Source organism: Zhongshania sp. (assembly GCF_041584495.1).
Lineage (GTDB): Bacteria > Pseudomonadota > Gammaproteobacteria > Pseudomonadales > Spongiibacteraceae > Spongiibacter.
On record NZ_JBFHDY010000024.1, the window covers coordinates 1 to 13,908 of the forward strand.

Consider the following 13,908-nt stretch of genomic DNA (forward strand, 5'->3'; position numbering starts at 1 on the left):
AATTGGTGGATATTGAACTGACAACGGGACTAAATCAGGTCAACAGGGAAAATGGTAAACGCCGTGTTGTAGTGACGGCGAACGTTCGTGGCCGCGACCTTGGCAGCTTCGTTAGCGACGTACAAGAAACCGTTGAGTCAGCGGTGACTCTGCCAGCAGGCTATTGGGTGGAATACGGTGGTACCTATCAAACCTTGCAATCCGCTTCGCAGCGACTGGCCGTGGTTGTGCCTGTGACGCTACTCATGATTATCGGCCTCTTGCTGTTAGCGCTTGGTTCGCTAAAAGACGCAATGATTATATTCAGCGGTGTGCCACTCGCACTGACCGGTGGAATCTTAGCGCTGGTGTTTAGAGATATACCCTTTTCTATCTCTGCAGCAGTGGGCTTTATCGCCTTGTCGGGTATCGCAATATTGAACGGCTTGGTGATGGTGTCGTTTATTCGCGAGCTGCGTCGCGAAGGCTTGGGGCTAGAGCCTGCGATTATCGAAGGTGCGCTGACTCGTCTGCGGCCAGTCATTACTACTGCGCTGGTTGCGTCCTTGGGCTTTGTACCAATGGCATTAAACACGGGGATAGGCTCAGAAGTGCAGCGCCCCCTCGCTACCGTGGTGATTGGCGGCATTTTGTCGTCGACGTTGCTTACCTTATTTGTGCTGCCGTCCTTGTACCGGATGCTGCACCGCACCGATAAAGGAGCATAAGGTGAATAAAACAATATTTACAGGTCGTTTTTACGCCCTCATTGCTGCAATAGCGATGTTGATGTTCAGCAATATAAATGTGCTCGCCCACGGCATGTCTGAGGCAGATAAGCAGCGTGCAATTGAGGCTGGGCTGCCAGATTATATATTGTTAGGTGCGGGTCATATGCTTACGGGCTATGACCATTTACTCTTCCTATTTGGCGTTATCTTTTTTCTCAGCCGCTTTGCCGATATTGTAAAGTTCATCACGGCGTTTACCTTGGGTCACTCGATAACGCTGGTGTTTGCCACGCTTTACTCAATACAGGCAAATTACTTTTTGATTGATGCTGTGATAGCACTCACCGTTTGCTACAAGGGTTTCGAGAATCTCGACGGTTTCAAACGTTATCTGGGTGTAGCGTCGCCCAATCTAATGTGGATGGTGTTTGGCTTTGGCTTGATTCACGGTTTTGGTCTGTCGACTCGGCTACAGCAGTTACCCATGGGGGACGGCAGCATCGTTATGAAAATACTGGCTTTCAACGTGGGTGTCGAATTGGGTCAAATTGCCGCGCTTGCCGCAATGTTAGTGTTGCTGGCAGGGTGGCGCAAAACAGCCTCATTCAAACGCTTTAATGTAATGGCCAACACATTGTTGGTCATCGTTGGGGGCTTGCTGTTCCTGCATCAATTGCATGGCTACCAGCACACCGTGCTTGCCGATAATTTCCCAATCAATATCGATGACCACTCGCATATCCATGAAGATATGGCGGCGGAAGCAAAAGCAAATATCCTCGATCACTATCCTCGGCGTATTATTGCTCCTCAGCCTTCGCAGTATGACGAAGGCGCCCATGAGCACGGTGATGGTGCTTACCACAGCCACTAAAGAAAGGTAAAAAAATGAAACTTCGAATGACTCTGTGTTTACTCGCAAGCTTGTGTGTAAACAGTGGCTAAATTTTGACCACTCTATGCTTTCATTGTAACCATAATTTGGCCAAAGCGGCCAATCTATGCTTTCAAGAACACACGAGTTTATTGGGTAAGAAAAATGGTGGGCCTTCCCAGACTTGAACTGGGGACCTGCCGATTATGAGTCGGATGCTCTAACCAACTGAGCTAAAGGCCCATTTTTCTTGTGCTGGATGCTGTTGGTCTGGGCTAAATCTTGGATTTAGCTGTGCCAATCAGCTCAGCTGCGGTGGTTTGATTACGCGCCGTGGCGTGTACACCGGAAAAACAGCGCGCATTATAATGCTGGCGAGGCCTGTTGGCCAGCGCTTCCTTAATTCCTTGTGTGTCGGAAGTCATTGAGGTGCCATGCTATTTTTGTGCTTAAGTGCAATAATCTAAGTGAACATGGTCTGGTAAAAGGAAATGACTTTGGACGACAAAGAGCGGATTCTTAAGGCGTATCTTGATGATAAGCGTCAGTCGCTACAGGCGCCGCTGGCGTCGGTGGCTGCGTATACCGAGTCCCTGCTGGAGCTACCGGCGATTGCGGGTGACGGTGCGCTGCTGGCGGATGCCCAGCGCATTGCGCGTGCGGCGACTGAAATACTTGATGTGTTGCAGGTGGTTTCGACCCTCAGTGTGGCGTCGCAGACCGAGATTTCCCGTCTGCGCCACGACTTGCGCAATGCTATTGGCTTGGTCGACGGTTATAGCGAGATGTTGATGGAGGATTGCGATGTGGTTCAAGCGCAAGCATTTCTCAGCCAAATTCGGCATCAGTCGCGGCTGTTTCAAGAGCGCTTAGACGGCTTTTCGTTGCAGGCCACTGAATCGGCAAAAGTGGATCCCATTGCCGCGATGTTTCAGAGTTTTAAACGGGGCATTATTCGCGATGATAAGGATCATCTCACCGGCAGTATTTTGGTGGTGGACGATAACGACAGCAGCCGAGATTTATTGGCCCATCAGTTGCAACGTCAAGATCATATGGTTATTGAGGCCGCGAGCGGCGAGCGCTGCCTCGAGGTGATGCGCAGTGCTAATCCAGATTTGGTGCTGCTCGATTTGGTGATGCCGGATATGAATGGCTACGAAGTACTGCAGATCATTCGCAGCGATGAAGCGCTGCGCCGCATTCCGGTGATTGTCGTTAGTGGTATGCAGGATGAAGAGGGCGCTGTGCGGTGTATAGATGCGGGCGCTAGTGATTACTTACTTAAGCCTGTGAACGCAATCTTGTTGCGGGCGCGAATTGGCGCATTATTGGAGACCAAGCGCTGGCAAGATCGCGAGCGCGAGTATTTGGCTGAGCTGGAAAAGAGTCAGCGCTTTATTCGCAAAGTGTTTGGTCGCTATTTGTCAGATGAAATCGTACAGCGACTGTTGGACGATAATAATGGCTTGAGCATGGGGGGGGAGCGTCGCACCGTCACCATACTCATGGCGGATATTCGGGGCTTTTCGGCGATTAGTGAGCAGTTGGCGCCCGAGCAGTGCGTGCAGTTGCTGAATAATTACCTCGGGGTGATGACGGAAATTATTCAGCGTTATCGCGGGACTGTTGATGAGTTTGTTGGCGATGGGATTCTGGCAATTTTTGGAGCGCCGGTGAGTGATATAGACGACTGTGACCGAGCATTGGCCTGCGCGTTAGCGATGCAGTTGGCAATTAATGAGGTGAATGCCCGTAACCGTGCCGATAATTTGCCCGAGATCTCGATTGGTATTGGTTTGAATACCGGCGATGTGGTGGCTGGGAATATCGGATCTGAGCTGCGTTCCAAATACGGCGTGGTTGGTCACAATGTGAATCTTACTGGTCGCATAGAGTCTTGTACTGTGGGGGGGCAGATATTAGCCTCTCCCGCAACCGTGGCGGCAGCGTCGGTGGAAGTATTGACCGGTAAAGGCGTTGCGGTGGATTTAAAAGGCATGGTCGAGCCGCTCGAATTAGCTGAAATACTCGGGGTGGGCTTGCCCTATGACTTGTTGCTGGAGTCTGTTCGATGCCCGTGGCAGGTGGTGGAACCGCCGATTGCGTTGACGTTGAGCGTGATGGCCGCCAAGCAGGTTGCCGGCCAGGGCTTGCCCGGGTTGCTGGTGGCGGTGGCGGGTGAGCAGCTGCGTTTGCAGAGCACAGAACCATTGACTTTGTTAGCAGATGTCCGGGTGGAAGGTTTGGCTGAAAGTTGTTACGCCAAAATCACTGATAAGCAAGATGATATCTATACGCTAACTGTGACTTCGGCCGCGGCTAGCTTGCGCGATGAGCTTAGTAAATTACCGACACTTACATCCTGAGCGAGAAATTGATGCCAAAAGTATTACTGGTTGAAGACAATGAAATGAATCGCGATATGTTGAGTCGACGATTGCAGCGCAAAGGCTACCAGGTGTTACTGGCCATAGACGGCCAGCAAGGCATTGACCTGTGCCGAGCGGAGCTGCCTGATTTGCTGCTATTGGATATGAGCTTGCCCGTGAAAGACGGTTGGCAAGTGGCAAGTGAAATGAAGGCCGATAGCGGGCTTGGTCATATTCCCATTATTGCTCTGACTGCTCATGCTATGGCTGATGACCGGCAGCGCGCATTGCAGGCTGGCTGTGACGATTACGATACCAAACCGGTCGATCTGCCGCGTCTCCTGTCTAAAATTGAACGCTTGCTAGGGCGTGTGGAATGAGTTTTACGCGTCGGCTGACATTATCATTTGTCGCTATTTTAATGCTGTCATTGGGCAGTGTGCTTATTCAGGTTTGGGGCAACGACTCGCGTCGACGTAATGTCTGGCTGTTGCAGCATGTTATTCGCACCCAGTCTGAACTCAATGATTTCAGTCAGCGAATGTACAGTACTCACCGTAAAATTTTGGTCGTTGATGCCTTGTCGGAGTCAGGGCTCGAAAATCGCATTACCGCCTCGGAACGGCAAGAATTGCTTAGCACCATCGATGCTTTATTGGCGCTCGAGGGCGAGCTGAACGATGATTTGCAAGAGTATCTAGAAGAGGGGCGTTATCAATATTTGGAAGCGCAATTAATGCTGCTCCGCTGGCGTGATTTTCTCGAACGTGGCAGTGAGTTAGATACAGAGAGTCTGCAGCGCGAGTATGAGGCGCTAAGTGGCAGAATTAGCGCCAATGAATGGTATTTATTGACTCGATCGGATGAAATTAACGTCGGCTTGCGCAATGTCGTGAGCAAGACCAATAAGGTCGCGTTGGGGGTGTTTTTGTTGGCGCTGCTGACGACCTTCATTCTGGGTTATTACATGACCCGTTATACCCGGCGTTCTATTCGGCAATTACAGAAGGGTACTGCCGAGTGGGGTAGTGGCAATTTTGACTACAGCATTGGCGATATGGGCCACGATGAGTTTGGCCAGCTCGCTAAGTCCTTTGATGATATGGCCTCTAATCTGCGTGAAGCGATGGCGCGGGTTCGCGATGCCAGTCGTCGAGCGGATGCGGCCAATCAGGCTAAAAGTGGCTTTATGGCGAATATGAGTCATGAATTGCGTACACCGATGAATGCCATTATTGGCTACTCGGAAATGCTGCTTGAGGATATTGAAGACGAGCCTGAAATGCCGGTCGAGCGCTTGCGCCCAGATTTAGCAAAGATTCAGCTTGCCGGCAAGCATCTGCTCACCCTGATTAATGATGTCTTGGATATCTCGAAAATTGAATCTGGGCGCATGGCGGTATATTGGGAAGATGTTGCGTTAGAGGAGGTATTGCGTGATGTTGAAGTGACTATGGCGCCGCTAATGGCTAAGAATGGCAACACCTTGCACTGCCATTTTGAACTCCAGAGTGACTTGATACGAACCGATGTGACGCGCTTGCGCCAAATACTATTAAACCTACTCAGTAATGCGGCTAAGTTCACACGGCAGGGCGACGTTCACCTCTCAGTGTCGGAAAAGTCTGTGAGTGGTCGCTCTTACCTTGTTGCAGAGGTGTGTGACAACGGTATTGGTATGAGCGAGGAGCAGTTGGGGCGGGTGTTTGACGCCTTTGTGCAAGCTGATTTGTCGACCACCAAACAGTACGGTGGGTCGGGTTTGGGGCTGACGATATCCCGCAAATTCGCTGAATTATTGGGGGGGGCGATTACCGCTGAAAGTCAAAAGGGCAAAGGTTCCCGATTTGAGCTGGTACTGCCGTTAGATGCTCAAGAGCTTGGTTTAAGCACGGAGTTTGACGGCGCTAGTATTGGCGATGTGCTGGTTATAGATGACGACCCGGCGGCATTGGAGTTAAGTGCGCGAACGCTGGTCAAAGCTGGGTATAAAGTGCATCTGGCCAACTCCGGTGTTGAGGGCATGCGTATGGCAAAATCCCAGCGTCCGGATGTCATTATTCTCGATGTGATGATGCCAGGTATGGACGGTTGGCAAGTGTTACACAATTTGCGCAGTGATCCGGCGTTATTTGATGTGCCGGTGTTAATGCTGTCGATGCTCAATGAGCGCGATCTTAGCTTGTTGCTGGGCGCGAATGAATATTTAGTGAAACCGGTAGATGGTGGAACATTAACCGCTGTTGTTCACGAGTTGCTACCGGCTACTGCGGTCGGAAATTTATTGCTGCTTGAACAAGGCGACGCTTTAGCGAAAGCTATCGCACTATTGCCTGGCGCGGAATATTGGCAAATTTATCATTGTGTCGAGGTCGCCAGGGCTAAGGCCTTGCTGGAGGATTTGCCATGGCAGCTAATTATCGTAGGGCCGCACAGCGATATCGATGCGGCAAACGATTTCTTGATGTTTTTGCGTAAAGATTATGGCCGCAAGGTGTCGATTATGCTGGCACAGACGGAGTCCGATATTCAGAGTCTGTGTGATCAATTGGGGGCGTATTTAAATCGCAGTTAAATGGTGTACAAGCTCTTACTGCAGGCTCAGTCGTCGCAATTTGGCTAGCGCGCGTTGCAGGGCTAGGGTTTCCTTGTAAAGTCGTTGCTGCTTCGCTTCGGCGGCTTGTCGACTTTGGCTTTCTAGGTTCAGGCGCAGCGTGTTTTCTAAATTAAGTTGTAAGCTCATGCGTAACATTTGAAGGCTGTTATCGCTTTGCGGTTTACGCAGTGCGCGTTGATAAAGCTCGTCGAGGGTAGTCGTTGCCGCCACAATGTCTTGGTTTTGCAGGTGCAATAAACACAGTCCTGCCAGTGCTTGCTGGCTTAACCGTTCGCTGCCCGTGTTGAGAGCCGCTTGGAAGCTTGTTGCCGCTGCTTGGTATTGCTTGTTTTCAAAATGCTGCAGTGCCGTCTGTATTGCGATAGGTTCTGGAGTGTGAGGTGTCGGCGGGGTTTGGCAGGCGCTAATAACAAAAGTGCAGAGCAGGATAAGGCGTAAAGGCATTAATCTGTAGTCCGTGTGCTTTGTGTTTAAATCACTCGGTGTCGCGTTTGTGGCCGAGGTGCTACCTCGGCCACAACAGACTTACTCGTCGAGGAAGCTGCGCAGATGATCTGAGCGGGTTGGGTGCCGCAATTTGCGCAGTGCCTTGGCTTCAATTTGACGAATCCGCTCGCGGGTAACGTCAAACTGCTTGCCAACTTCTTCAAGCGTGTGGTCTGTATTCATATCAATACCAAAACGCATTCTCAGCACTTTTGCTTCGCGGGCCGTTAAGCCAGCCAGTACGTCTTTGGTCGCTTCGCGAAGGCCTTCGCCTGTCGCCGATTCGATTGGCGACGAGATTGTGCCGTCTTCGATGAAATCACCTAGGTGCGAATCTTCGTCATCGCCAATCGGGGTTTCCATTGAGATTGGCTCTTTGGCAATTTTCAGTACTTTGCGAACCTTGTCTTCTGGCATTTCCATGCGCTCGCCAAGTTCTTCTGGCGTTGGTTCGCGACCCATCTCCTGAAGCATCTGCCGCGAGATGCGGTTGAGTTTGTTAATGGTTTCGATCATGTGCACAGGAATACGAATAGTCCGCGCCTGATCCGCAATAGAGCGAGTGATCGCCTGACGAATCCACCAGGTTGCATAGGTAGAGAATTTGTAACCACGACGGTATTCAAACTTGTCTACCGCTTTCATCAGGCCGATGTTGCCTTCCTGAATTAAATCGAGGAATTGCAGGCCACGGTTGGTGTATTTTTTAGCAATCGAAATAACTAGGCGCAGGTTGGCCTCAACCATTTCTTTCTTGGCGCGACGAGCGCGCGCTTCACCGATGGAAACTCGACGGTTAATTTCTTTGATATCGGAGATGGTCAGGTCTTGACGCTCTTCGATATGGGCAATCTTGTTTTGGAGGCGGCGAATAATGTCGCTGTAGTCGGCCAGCTTAGGGTGCTTTTTAAGCAGCTCGTCGCCCCATTTGAGGTTGGCTTCATTACCTTGGAAACTGCGAATAAACTCCTTGCGATCAATGCCAACATTTTTTACGCAGACGGTCATGATTTCCCGTTCCATTGCGCGAATAGAGCTCAATGTGGTGCGCACCTCCTCAATGAGGGGGTCGAACATGGCAGGGGTGAGTTTGAAGTACTTAAAGATCTCGCCCAGTTCGTTCAGCTCTTTTGCTGTTTGCTTGCTGTAGCGGCCGTGTTCGGCAATTGACGCTTCTACTTTGTCAGATTGCTCCTGTAGCGCGGCAAAACGAATACGGGCTTCTTCTGGATCTGGGCCAGATACGGCTTCATCTTCGCTTTCGGCGTCAGCAGTAGTGTTGTTTGCCTCAGCGGCTTCAGCGGCAGCAGCAGCCTGCTGCTGAGGTGATTGCACATTTTCAGCGGGGTTCAAATAGCCGCTCATAATGTCGCCCAATCGGCGCTCTTCGGTGGCTACTTTGTCGTACTGGGCCAAAATGCCGGTGACAACGCCGGGGTAGTAGGCCAGCGCAGCCATTACTTCCCGTATGCCTTCCTCAATGCGCTTGGCGATAACAATTTCGCCTTCGCGGGTTAGCAGTTCAACCGTACCCATTTCACGCATATACATGCGTACGGGGTCGGTGGTGCGCCCGGTTTCGGTTTCAACGGCGGCCAGCGCTGCGGCTGCTTCGGCAGCGGCAATATCATCTGGCGAATCGCCGCCAGTCATGATCAGGGTGTCCTCATCAGGTGCGTGTTCAAACACCTGGATACCCATGTCATTGATCATTTGAATGATTTCTTCGACCTGATCCGGATCAGAAATGTCTTCCGGCAGGTGGTCGTTGACCTCAGAGTACGTTAGGTAACCCTGCTCCTTGCCTTTGGCAATGAGTTGCTTGAGTCGCGATTGATGCTTAGAGTCACTCATTCTTTCAAATTACTCGCTAGGTGCAGGTGAAAAATTAGCCGCAAATTATACCCTATTTACACCCTATACGACCAGTAAATTCCGGCTGTGTTCAGGGATTGGTCAAAGTATTAGCGATGATGTTTGTGCTTGAGTAGCTTTTGAATGGCTAAGAGCTGTTGTTTGAGGTCGTCACTCAGTTCAGCGTAGCCGTCGCTGACAGCTTTGTCGAGTTGGCCGTGTTCGCGCAATTGTTCAATTTGTTGGCGTAAATGCTGTTGCGATTTTTGCGTGTCAAGGTGGCTGAGAGTGTCTAAAAAGGCGAGTTGGGCCTTTTCATCGTCTAGCTCCGGGCCGAGTAGGGCGATGGTCTTTAGGGCCTCAATTAAAATGTCGTACTCAGCTTGGCCATACCAGTGGCCCAGTAGCATGGCGGTGCTAGAGCCGGGGCGTTTGTTGAGTAATTTTAGAATATCGCTGAGTAGGTTTGCGGCCGAGGAGGCCTCATCTGCGGCGAGCGCAAGGTGCTGATTTGCCGCGCCGCGGGGGTTGAAGAGTACCATTGCAAGGGCAAATAGCAGTGGGTCACGGCTGGTGCTGGGTAAGTTGGCGATCAGTCTTTTGGTGCTGCGGGTGCTCGGCGTTACTGCGGGGCGGCTGCTGGTTGCTGGTGTCGGAGAGGCGGGTTTCGTGTCGTCCAGTAACTGATCGAGCGCGTGGCGACTAAGGCCGGTGCGCTCTGCCAGCGAGTCGAGCATAAGCTGGCGAAAAACCCCGGGCGGCAGCAATTGCAGCATGGGTAGGGCCAATTTGCTCAGGCGCGCCTTGCCTTCGAGGGTGCTGGGATCGGTCTGGCTGTGCAACGATTCGAAAAAATAGCGTTCCAGCGGCTGGGCTTGGGCGAGAAGCTTTTGAAAGCCCGCTGCGCCATCGCGGTTCACAACGCTGTCTGGATCGTCGCCTTCGGGTAGAAATAAAAACCGGATGCGGCGACCGTCTTCCATGGTCGGCAGTGCGTTTTCAAGGGCGCGCTCGGCGGCTTTGCGGCCGGCGGCGTCGCCGTCAAAGCAAAAAATCAATTCGCTGGCGTAGCGGAAGGCGGTGCGCAGGTGTTCGGTATTGCTGGCAGTGCCGAGGGTGGCAATGCCAGTCATAATGCCGTGCTGAGCCAAGGCAACTACGTCCATATAGCCTTCTACCACCAGCAATTGTTCGAGGTGGCGATTGTTCTGGCGGGCTTGGTAAAGACCGTAAAGCTCTTTGCCTTTATGGAATATATCGGTCTCGGGCGAGTTGAGGTATTTCGGTTTGTCGTCGCCCAGTACGCGACCACCAAAGGCAATAATCCGTCCGCGATTATCGCGAATGGGGAATATGATGCGGTCGCGAAAACGGTCGTAGAGTTTGCCGTCGTCTTTTTCTATGAGCATGCCGCCGTCAATCAATTGCTGGCGGTGTTCCTCGTTGTCGCCGAGGGTTTTAAGCAGGTTGTCCCAGCCAGGTGGCGCAAAGCCGATGTCAAAGTCGCGGGCAATGCGTCCGCTCAAGCCGCGCTGCTGTAAGTAATTCACGGCGCGTTGAGCTTGGGGGTGTTCTCTAAGCTGCTGCTGGTAATAGCTGGCCACTTTTTCCATTAGGTCGTAAATGGTTTTGCGGCGTTCTTGTTTTATTTGCTGTTGGGGGTTGATCTCTTCGCGGGGCACTTCAAGGCCAGCGAGGCTGGAGAGATTGTCGACCGCACCAGGAAAATCCTGACGGTCGTAGTCCATAATAAAGCCAATGGCATTGCCGCCTGCGCCGCAACCAAAGCAGTAGTAAAACTGTTTGTCAGGGTTTACGCTGAACGAGGGGGTTTTTTCGTCGTGGAATGGGCAGCGTGCGCTGTAATTCTTGCCGGTTTTCTTGAGCGCAACGCGACGGTTGATAACGTCAACAATGTCGACTCGAGATAGTAACTCGTCGATAAAAGATTGCGGAATGCGTCCTTTTGCGGCCACGTCAGCGTATCCAAAAGCGAAGATGGGGGTGCGTAGATATTGGTGCTACGCAGAACAATAATTCACTAGAGTAGGGCAAATTGCCAGTCCTCTACTGAAGCTGCGATTTGACCTTTTGGCTGACCATGCCCATATCTGCGCGGCCTTGAACCTGCGGCTTGAGAATGGCGACTACCTGTCCCATGTTTTTAATGGAGTCGGCGCCGGTGCTGCTAATGGCGGCGCTAATCAGGGCATCCAATTCGGCTTCGCTCAGTGGCGTTGGCAGAAAAGACTGAATAATGTCCATTTCAAAGCGTTCTTGAGCGGCGAGATCGACACGACCAGCGCTCTCATACTGGCTGATCGAGTCGCGGCGTTGCTTTAGCATTTTGTCGAGCACGGCAAGAACCCGTGCATCATCAACGTCAATGCGTTCGTCAACTTCAATGCGCTTAATGTCGGCGAGAATCAGCCGCACAGCAGAGAGTCGCGCTTTATCTTTTGCTCGCATCGCGGTTTTCATCGCGTCGCTAAGCGTTTGCTTCAGCGTTTGGTCTGCCATAATGCGCAGAGACTCCCTGTTAAGAGGATTGGATCTTGGCGGGCAAAGCCCTACTGGACGGAGGTCTTAGTAGAGGCGTTGCTGCTTTTTAGTGTCGCGAGACACTTTTTTCGCGTGGCGCTTTACTGCGGCAGCTGCTTGACGCTTGCGTACAGAAGTGGGCTTTTCATAGAATTCGCGACGGCGAACCTCGGCTAAAACGCCGGCTTTTTCGCAAGAGCGCTTGAAACGGCGCAGGGCGATATCAAATGGTTCGTTTTCTTTGAGTTTGACTGAAGGCATCCGTTAAACCTGTCCTGATTTTTTTTGCAAAAATTTGCTGTCTATACCGCATTAATTAAAAGCGGCACTCCAAGGGCGCTGAATTCTATACTCAGTTGCGGCAAAAAGCAAAGCGATTGCGCTGATAACTGGTGTGAATAAGCTGAAGTCAGTATCATGCGCGCTTATTTAGCGTCGGAAGTGAGCAATTGTGCGGGTTTTAGGACTGGAAACCTCCTGTGATGAAACAGGGGTAGCAATATATGACACTGAGCGGGGTTTAGTGGCTGAGGCACTGTATAGCCAGATTGCCTTGCACGCTGAATATGGCGGCGTAGTGCCGGAACTGGCCTCGCGCGATCATGTGCGGAAATTATTGCCTCTGATTCGCGAGGTGCTGACCAAAGCCGATATGCAGGGCGCAGATCTCGACGGTGTGGCGTTTACTAAAGGCCCCGGCCTGGCGGGTGCGCTAATGGTGGGTGCCTGTGCGGGGCGTGCCATGGCCTACGGCTGGGGTGTGCCTGCTATTGGTGTGCATCACATGGAAGGCCACTTACTTGCGCCGATGCTGGAGACCGATGCCCCAGCGTTCCCCTTTATTGCCTTATTGGTGTCTGGTGGTCATACCCAGCTGGTGAGGGTGGATGGCATTGGCAGCTATACCTTATTGGGTGAGTCTTTAGATGATGCTGCCGGTGAAGCCTTTGATAAGGCCGCCAAAATGCTGGAGCTGGGCTATCCCGGTGGGCCGCAGGTGGCGAAGGCTGCCGAGCGTGGACGAGTGGGGCATTACACTTTCCCCCGTCCCATGGTGAATCGCCCCGGTCTGGATTTTAGTTTTAGTGGTTTAAAAACCTTCACGCTGAACACGGTCACAGCCAGTCGCGCAGCGGGCACGTATAATTCCCAAGATCAGGCCGATATCGCCGCCGCATTTCAAGAGGCGGTGGTCGCCACCTTGGTGATTAAATGCCATCGTGCGCTAGAGCAAGAGAATTTGAAGACCTTGGTCATTGCCGGCGGTGTTAGTGCCAATACCGTGTTACGGGCGCGCCTGGCAGAAAAATTAGCCAAAACGGGGGGGCGTGTGTACTACCCTAGGCCTGAATTCTGTACCGACAATGGCGCCATGATCGCCTATGCAGGTCACTGTCGATTAGCGGCGGGCCAGCATGAAGGCCTTGGTGTGACTATTCGCCCGCGCTGGCCGATGACTGAGTTAGATGCCGTCTAATTTTTAAATTTTCATAATTAGTTGTAGCGCGCAGACCTAGCGAGAAACACCATGGATATTGTTTATATAAGTGAATTAAAAGTCGATACCGTTATCGGTATTTTTGATTGGGAACGTGCGCACCGGCAGGTAGTGATATTAAGTGTGGAGCTGGGTACAGATATTCGCGCGGCTGCCGAGCACGACGATATTAGCAAAACACTGAATTACAAAGCGGTAACTGAAGCCTTATTTGGATTTGTGCGCGACAGCGAGTTCCAGTTGATTGAAACACTAGCCGAACGGTGTGCGGCACTAATAATGGCCGAGTTTAATGTGCCCTGGCTGCGCTTAAGTATCACCAAGCCCGGGGCAATGCGCCAGGCCAAGGATGTGGGGGTGGTGATTGAGCGCGGGACGCCGCTGTCGCCAATAATCGGCTCTCGGCTTGGTAATGCGAATGGCTGAGGTGTTTTTGGGTCTGGGCAGTAATATTCAGCGCTACCGGCATATGGTGAAAGCGCTAGATGCCCTTGCTGAGCTGTTTGCGCCGCTGCGCTTGTCGCCGGTTTACGAGAGTGAGTCGGTGGGCTTTCGCGGTAGTTTGTTTTTAAATATGGTGGTGAGCTTTGATACCGATATGGCTTTGGCGCCCTTGATTGACTTGCTGCGCGAGATCGAAGTTCGCCTCGGTCGTGTGCCCGACGCACCAAAGTTCAGTCCTCGCACTTTAGATATCGATATTCTTAGTTACGATAATCTCTGCGGTAATTTTGCTGGCATTGAACTGCCCCGCGACGAAGTGACCTACAACGCCTTTGTGCTGCGGCCACTGAGCGAATTGGCGCCGGATCACTGTCACCCAGTGAGCGGCAAAACCTATCGCGAATTATGGGCGGGCTATGTTAGTGAGCAGAAATTGTGGCCGGTCGAGTTTCGCTGGCCGTCATAAACTTCTGCTAGAAATCTCTGTTAAAAGCCTCAGCGACCACCTTGCC

At 51.9% G+C, this 13,908-nt stretch carries 14 protein-coding genes and 1 tRNA gene; 8 read left to right on the forward strand and 7 right to left on the reverse strand.

What is annotated here, in order from left to right:
* Both ABYP33_RS06360 and ABYP33_RS06365 read left to right on the forward strand, forming a co-directional pair.
* Positions 1-707, forward strand: a 707-nt coding sequence (locus tag ABYP33_RS06360) for an efflux RND transporter permease subunit (RefSeq protein ID WP_373089553.1), incomplete at its 5' end; no start/stop codon positions are given.
* A gap of 1 nt (position 708) precedes the next feature.
* The gene (locus tag ABYP33_RS06365; RefSeq protein ID WP_373089555.1) at positions 709-1,584 is read left to right on the forward strand and encodes a HupE/UreJ family protein; all 876 of its coding nucleotides are present in this window, start codon (positions 709-711) and stop codon (positions 1,582-1,584) included.
* 166 nt (positions 1,585-1,750) lie between these two features.
* Here the strand turns inward: ABYP33_RS06365 and ABYP33_RS06370 are convergent.
* Positions 1,751-1,827: transfer RNA gene (locus tag ABYP33_RS06370), tRNA-Ile, on the reverse strand.
* A gap of 32 nt (positions 1,828-1,859) precedes the next feature.
* Positions 1,860-2,009: a hypothetical protein gene (locus ABYP33_RS06375; RefSeq protein ID WP_373089557.1), complete on the reverse strand. Its 150-nt coding sequence runs from the start codon at positions 2,007-2,009 to the stop codon at positions 1,860-1,862.
* A 72-nt stretch (positions 2,010-2,081) separates the two neighbouring features.
* Between ABYP33_RS06375 and ABYP33_RS06380 the strand changes: the two genes are divergently transcribed.
* Genes ABYP33_RS06380 through ABYP33_RS06390 form a run of 3 tightly spaced genes read left to right on the forward strand, consistent with a single transcriptional unit; the run spans position 2,082 to position 6,531 of the window.
* Positions 2,082-3,953 (forward strand): adenylate/guanylate cyclase domain-containing protein, encoded by a 1,872-nt coding sequence (locus ABYP33_RS06380; RefSeq protein WP_373089560.1) that lies wholly within the window; start codon positions 2,082-2,084, stop codon positions 3,951-3,953.
* 11 nt (positions 3,954-3,964) lie between these two features.
* A complete protein-coding gene (locus ABYP33_RS06385; protein ID WP_373089563.1) occupies positions 3,965-4,336 on the forward strand; it encodes a response regulator in 372 nt (123 codons plus the stop codon).
* Complete coding sequence (locus ABYP33_RS06390; RefSeq protein ID WP_373089565.1) at positions 4,333-6,531, forward strand: ATP-binding protein; 2,199 nt, start codon at positions 4,333-4,335, stop codon at positions 6,529-6,531. Before ABYP33_RS06385 ends, ABYP33_RS06390 begins: the two co-directional genes overlap by 4 nt.
* Before the next feature lie 15 nt (positions 6,532-6,546).
* Here ABYP33_RS06390 and ABYP33_RS06395 read toward each other — a convergent pair whose 3' ends face one another.
* The 5 genes from ABYP33_RS06395 to rpsU form a co-directional block, all read right to left on the reverse strand.
* The gene (locus ABYP33_RS06395) at positions 6,547-7,017 is read right to left on the reverse strand and encodes a hypothetical protein (protein WP_373089567.1); all 471 of its coding nucleotides are present in this window, start codon (positions 7,015-7,017) and stop codon (positions 6,547-6,549) included.
* 81 nt (positions 7,018-7,098) lie between these two features.
* The gene (rpoD, locus tag ABYP33_RS06400; protein ID WP_373089569.1) at positions 7,099-8,913 is read right to left on the reverse strand and encodes an RNA polymerase sigma factor RpoD; all 1,815 of its coding nucleotides are present in this window, start codon (positions 8,911-8,913) and stop codon (positions 7,099-7,101) included.
* Positions 8,914-9,023: 110 nt separating this feature from the next.
* Positions 9,024-10,889: a DNA primase gene (dnaG, locus tag ABYP33_RS06405; RefSeq protein ID WP_373089572.1), complete on the reverse strand. Its 1,866-nt coding sequence runs from the start codon at positions 10,887-10,889 to the stop codon at positions 9,024-9,026.
* Positions 10,890-10,980: 91 nt separating this feature from the next.
* Positions 10,981-11,433, reverse strand: a complete 453-nt coding sequence (locus tag ABYP33_RS06410) for a GatB/YqeY domain-containing protein (RefSeq protein WP_373089574.1) — start codon at positions 11,431-11,433, stop codon at positions 10,981-10,983.
* 66 nt (positions 11,434-11,499) lie between these two features.
* Positions 11,500-11,715 (reverse strand): 30S ribosomal protein S21, encoded by a 216-nt coding sequence (gene rpsU, locus ABYP33_RS06415; protein ID WP_008248432.1) that lies wholly within the window; start codon positions 11,713-11,715, stop codon positions 11,500-11,502.
* Between the two features lie 190 nt (positions 11,716-11,905).
* On the opposite strand from rpsU, the gene tsaD reads away from it, so the two are divergent.
* Genes tsaD through folK form a run of 3 tightly spaced genes read left to right on the forward strand, consistent with a single transcriptional unit; the run spans position 11,906 to position 13,862 of the window.
* Positions 11,906-12,931: a tRNA (adenosine(37)-N6)-threonylcarbamoyltransferase complex transferase subunit TsaD gene (gene tsaD / locus ABYP33_RS06420; protein ID WP_373089577.1), complete on the forward strand. Its 1,026-nt coding sequence runs from the start codon at positions 11,906-11,908 to the stop codon at positions 12,929-12,931.
* Between the two features lie 51 nt (positions 12,932-12,982).
* Entirely contained in the window at positions 12,983-13,378 is a 396-nt protein-coding gene (gene folB, locus ABYP33_RS06425; protein ID WP_008248434.1) for a dihydroneopterin aldolase, read from the forward strand.
* Complete coding sequence (gene folK / locus ABYP33_RS06430) at positions 13,371-13,862, forward strand: 2-amino-4-hydroxy-6-hydroxymethyldihydropteridine diphosphokinase (protein WP_373089579.1); 492 nt, start codon at positions 13,371-13,373, stop codon at positions 13,860-13,862. Before folB ends, folK begins: the two co-directional genes overlap by 8 nt.
* Positions 13,863-13,908 lie beyond the last annotated feature (46 nt).

Excerpts from the sequence above, each read along its gene's own strand:
- ABYP33_RS06375 (WP_373089557.1), bottom strand. The coding sequence starts at position 2,009 with ATGACTTCCGACACACAAGGAATTAAGGAAGCGCTGGCCAACAGGCCT.
- ABYP33_RS06385 (WP_373089563.1), top strand. The coding sequence starts at position 3,965 with ATGCCAAAAGTATTACTGGTTGAAGACAATGAAATGAATCGCGATATG.
- ABYP33_RS06390 (WP_373089565.1), top strand. The coding sequence starts at position 4,333 with ATGAGTTTTACGCGTCGGCTGACATTATCATTTGTCGCTATTTTAATG.
- ABYP33_RS06395 (WP_373089567.1), bottom strand. The coding sequence starts at position 7,017 with ATGCCTTTACGCCTTATCCTGCTCTGCACTTTTGTTATTAGCGCCTGC.
- rpoD (WP_373089569.1), bottom strand. The coding sequence starts at position 8,913 with ATGAGTGACTCTAAGCATCAATCGCGACTCAAGCAACTCATTGCCAAA.
- ABYP33_RS06410 (WP_373089574.1), bottom strand. The coding sequence starts at position 11,433 with ATGGCAGACCAAACGCTGAAGCAAACGCTTAGCGACGCGATGAAAACC.
- rpsU (WP_008248432.1), bottom strand. The coding sequence starts at position 11,715 with ATGCCTTCAGTCAAACTCAAAGAAAACGAACCATTTGATATCGCCCTG.
- folB (WP_008248434.1), top strand. The coding sequence starts at position 12,983 with ATGGATATTGTTTATATAAGTGAATTAAAAGTCGATACCGTTATCGGT.
- folK (WP_373089579.1), top strand. The coding sequence starts at position 13,371 with ATGGCTGAGGTGTTTTTGGGTCTGGGCAGTAATATTCAGCGCTACCGG.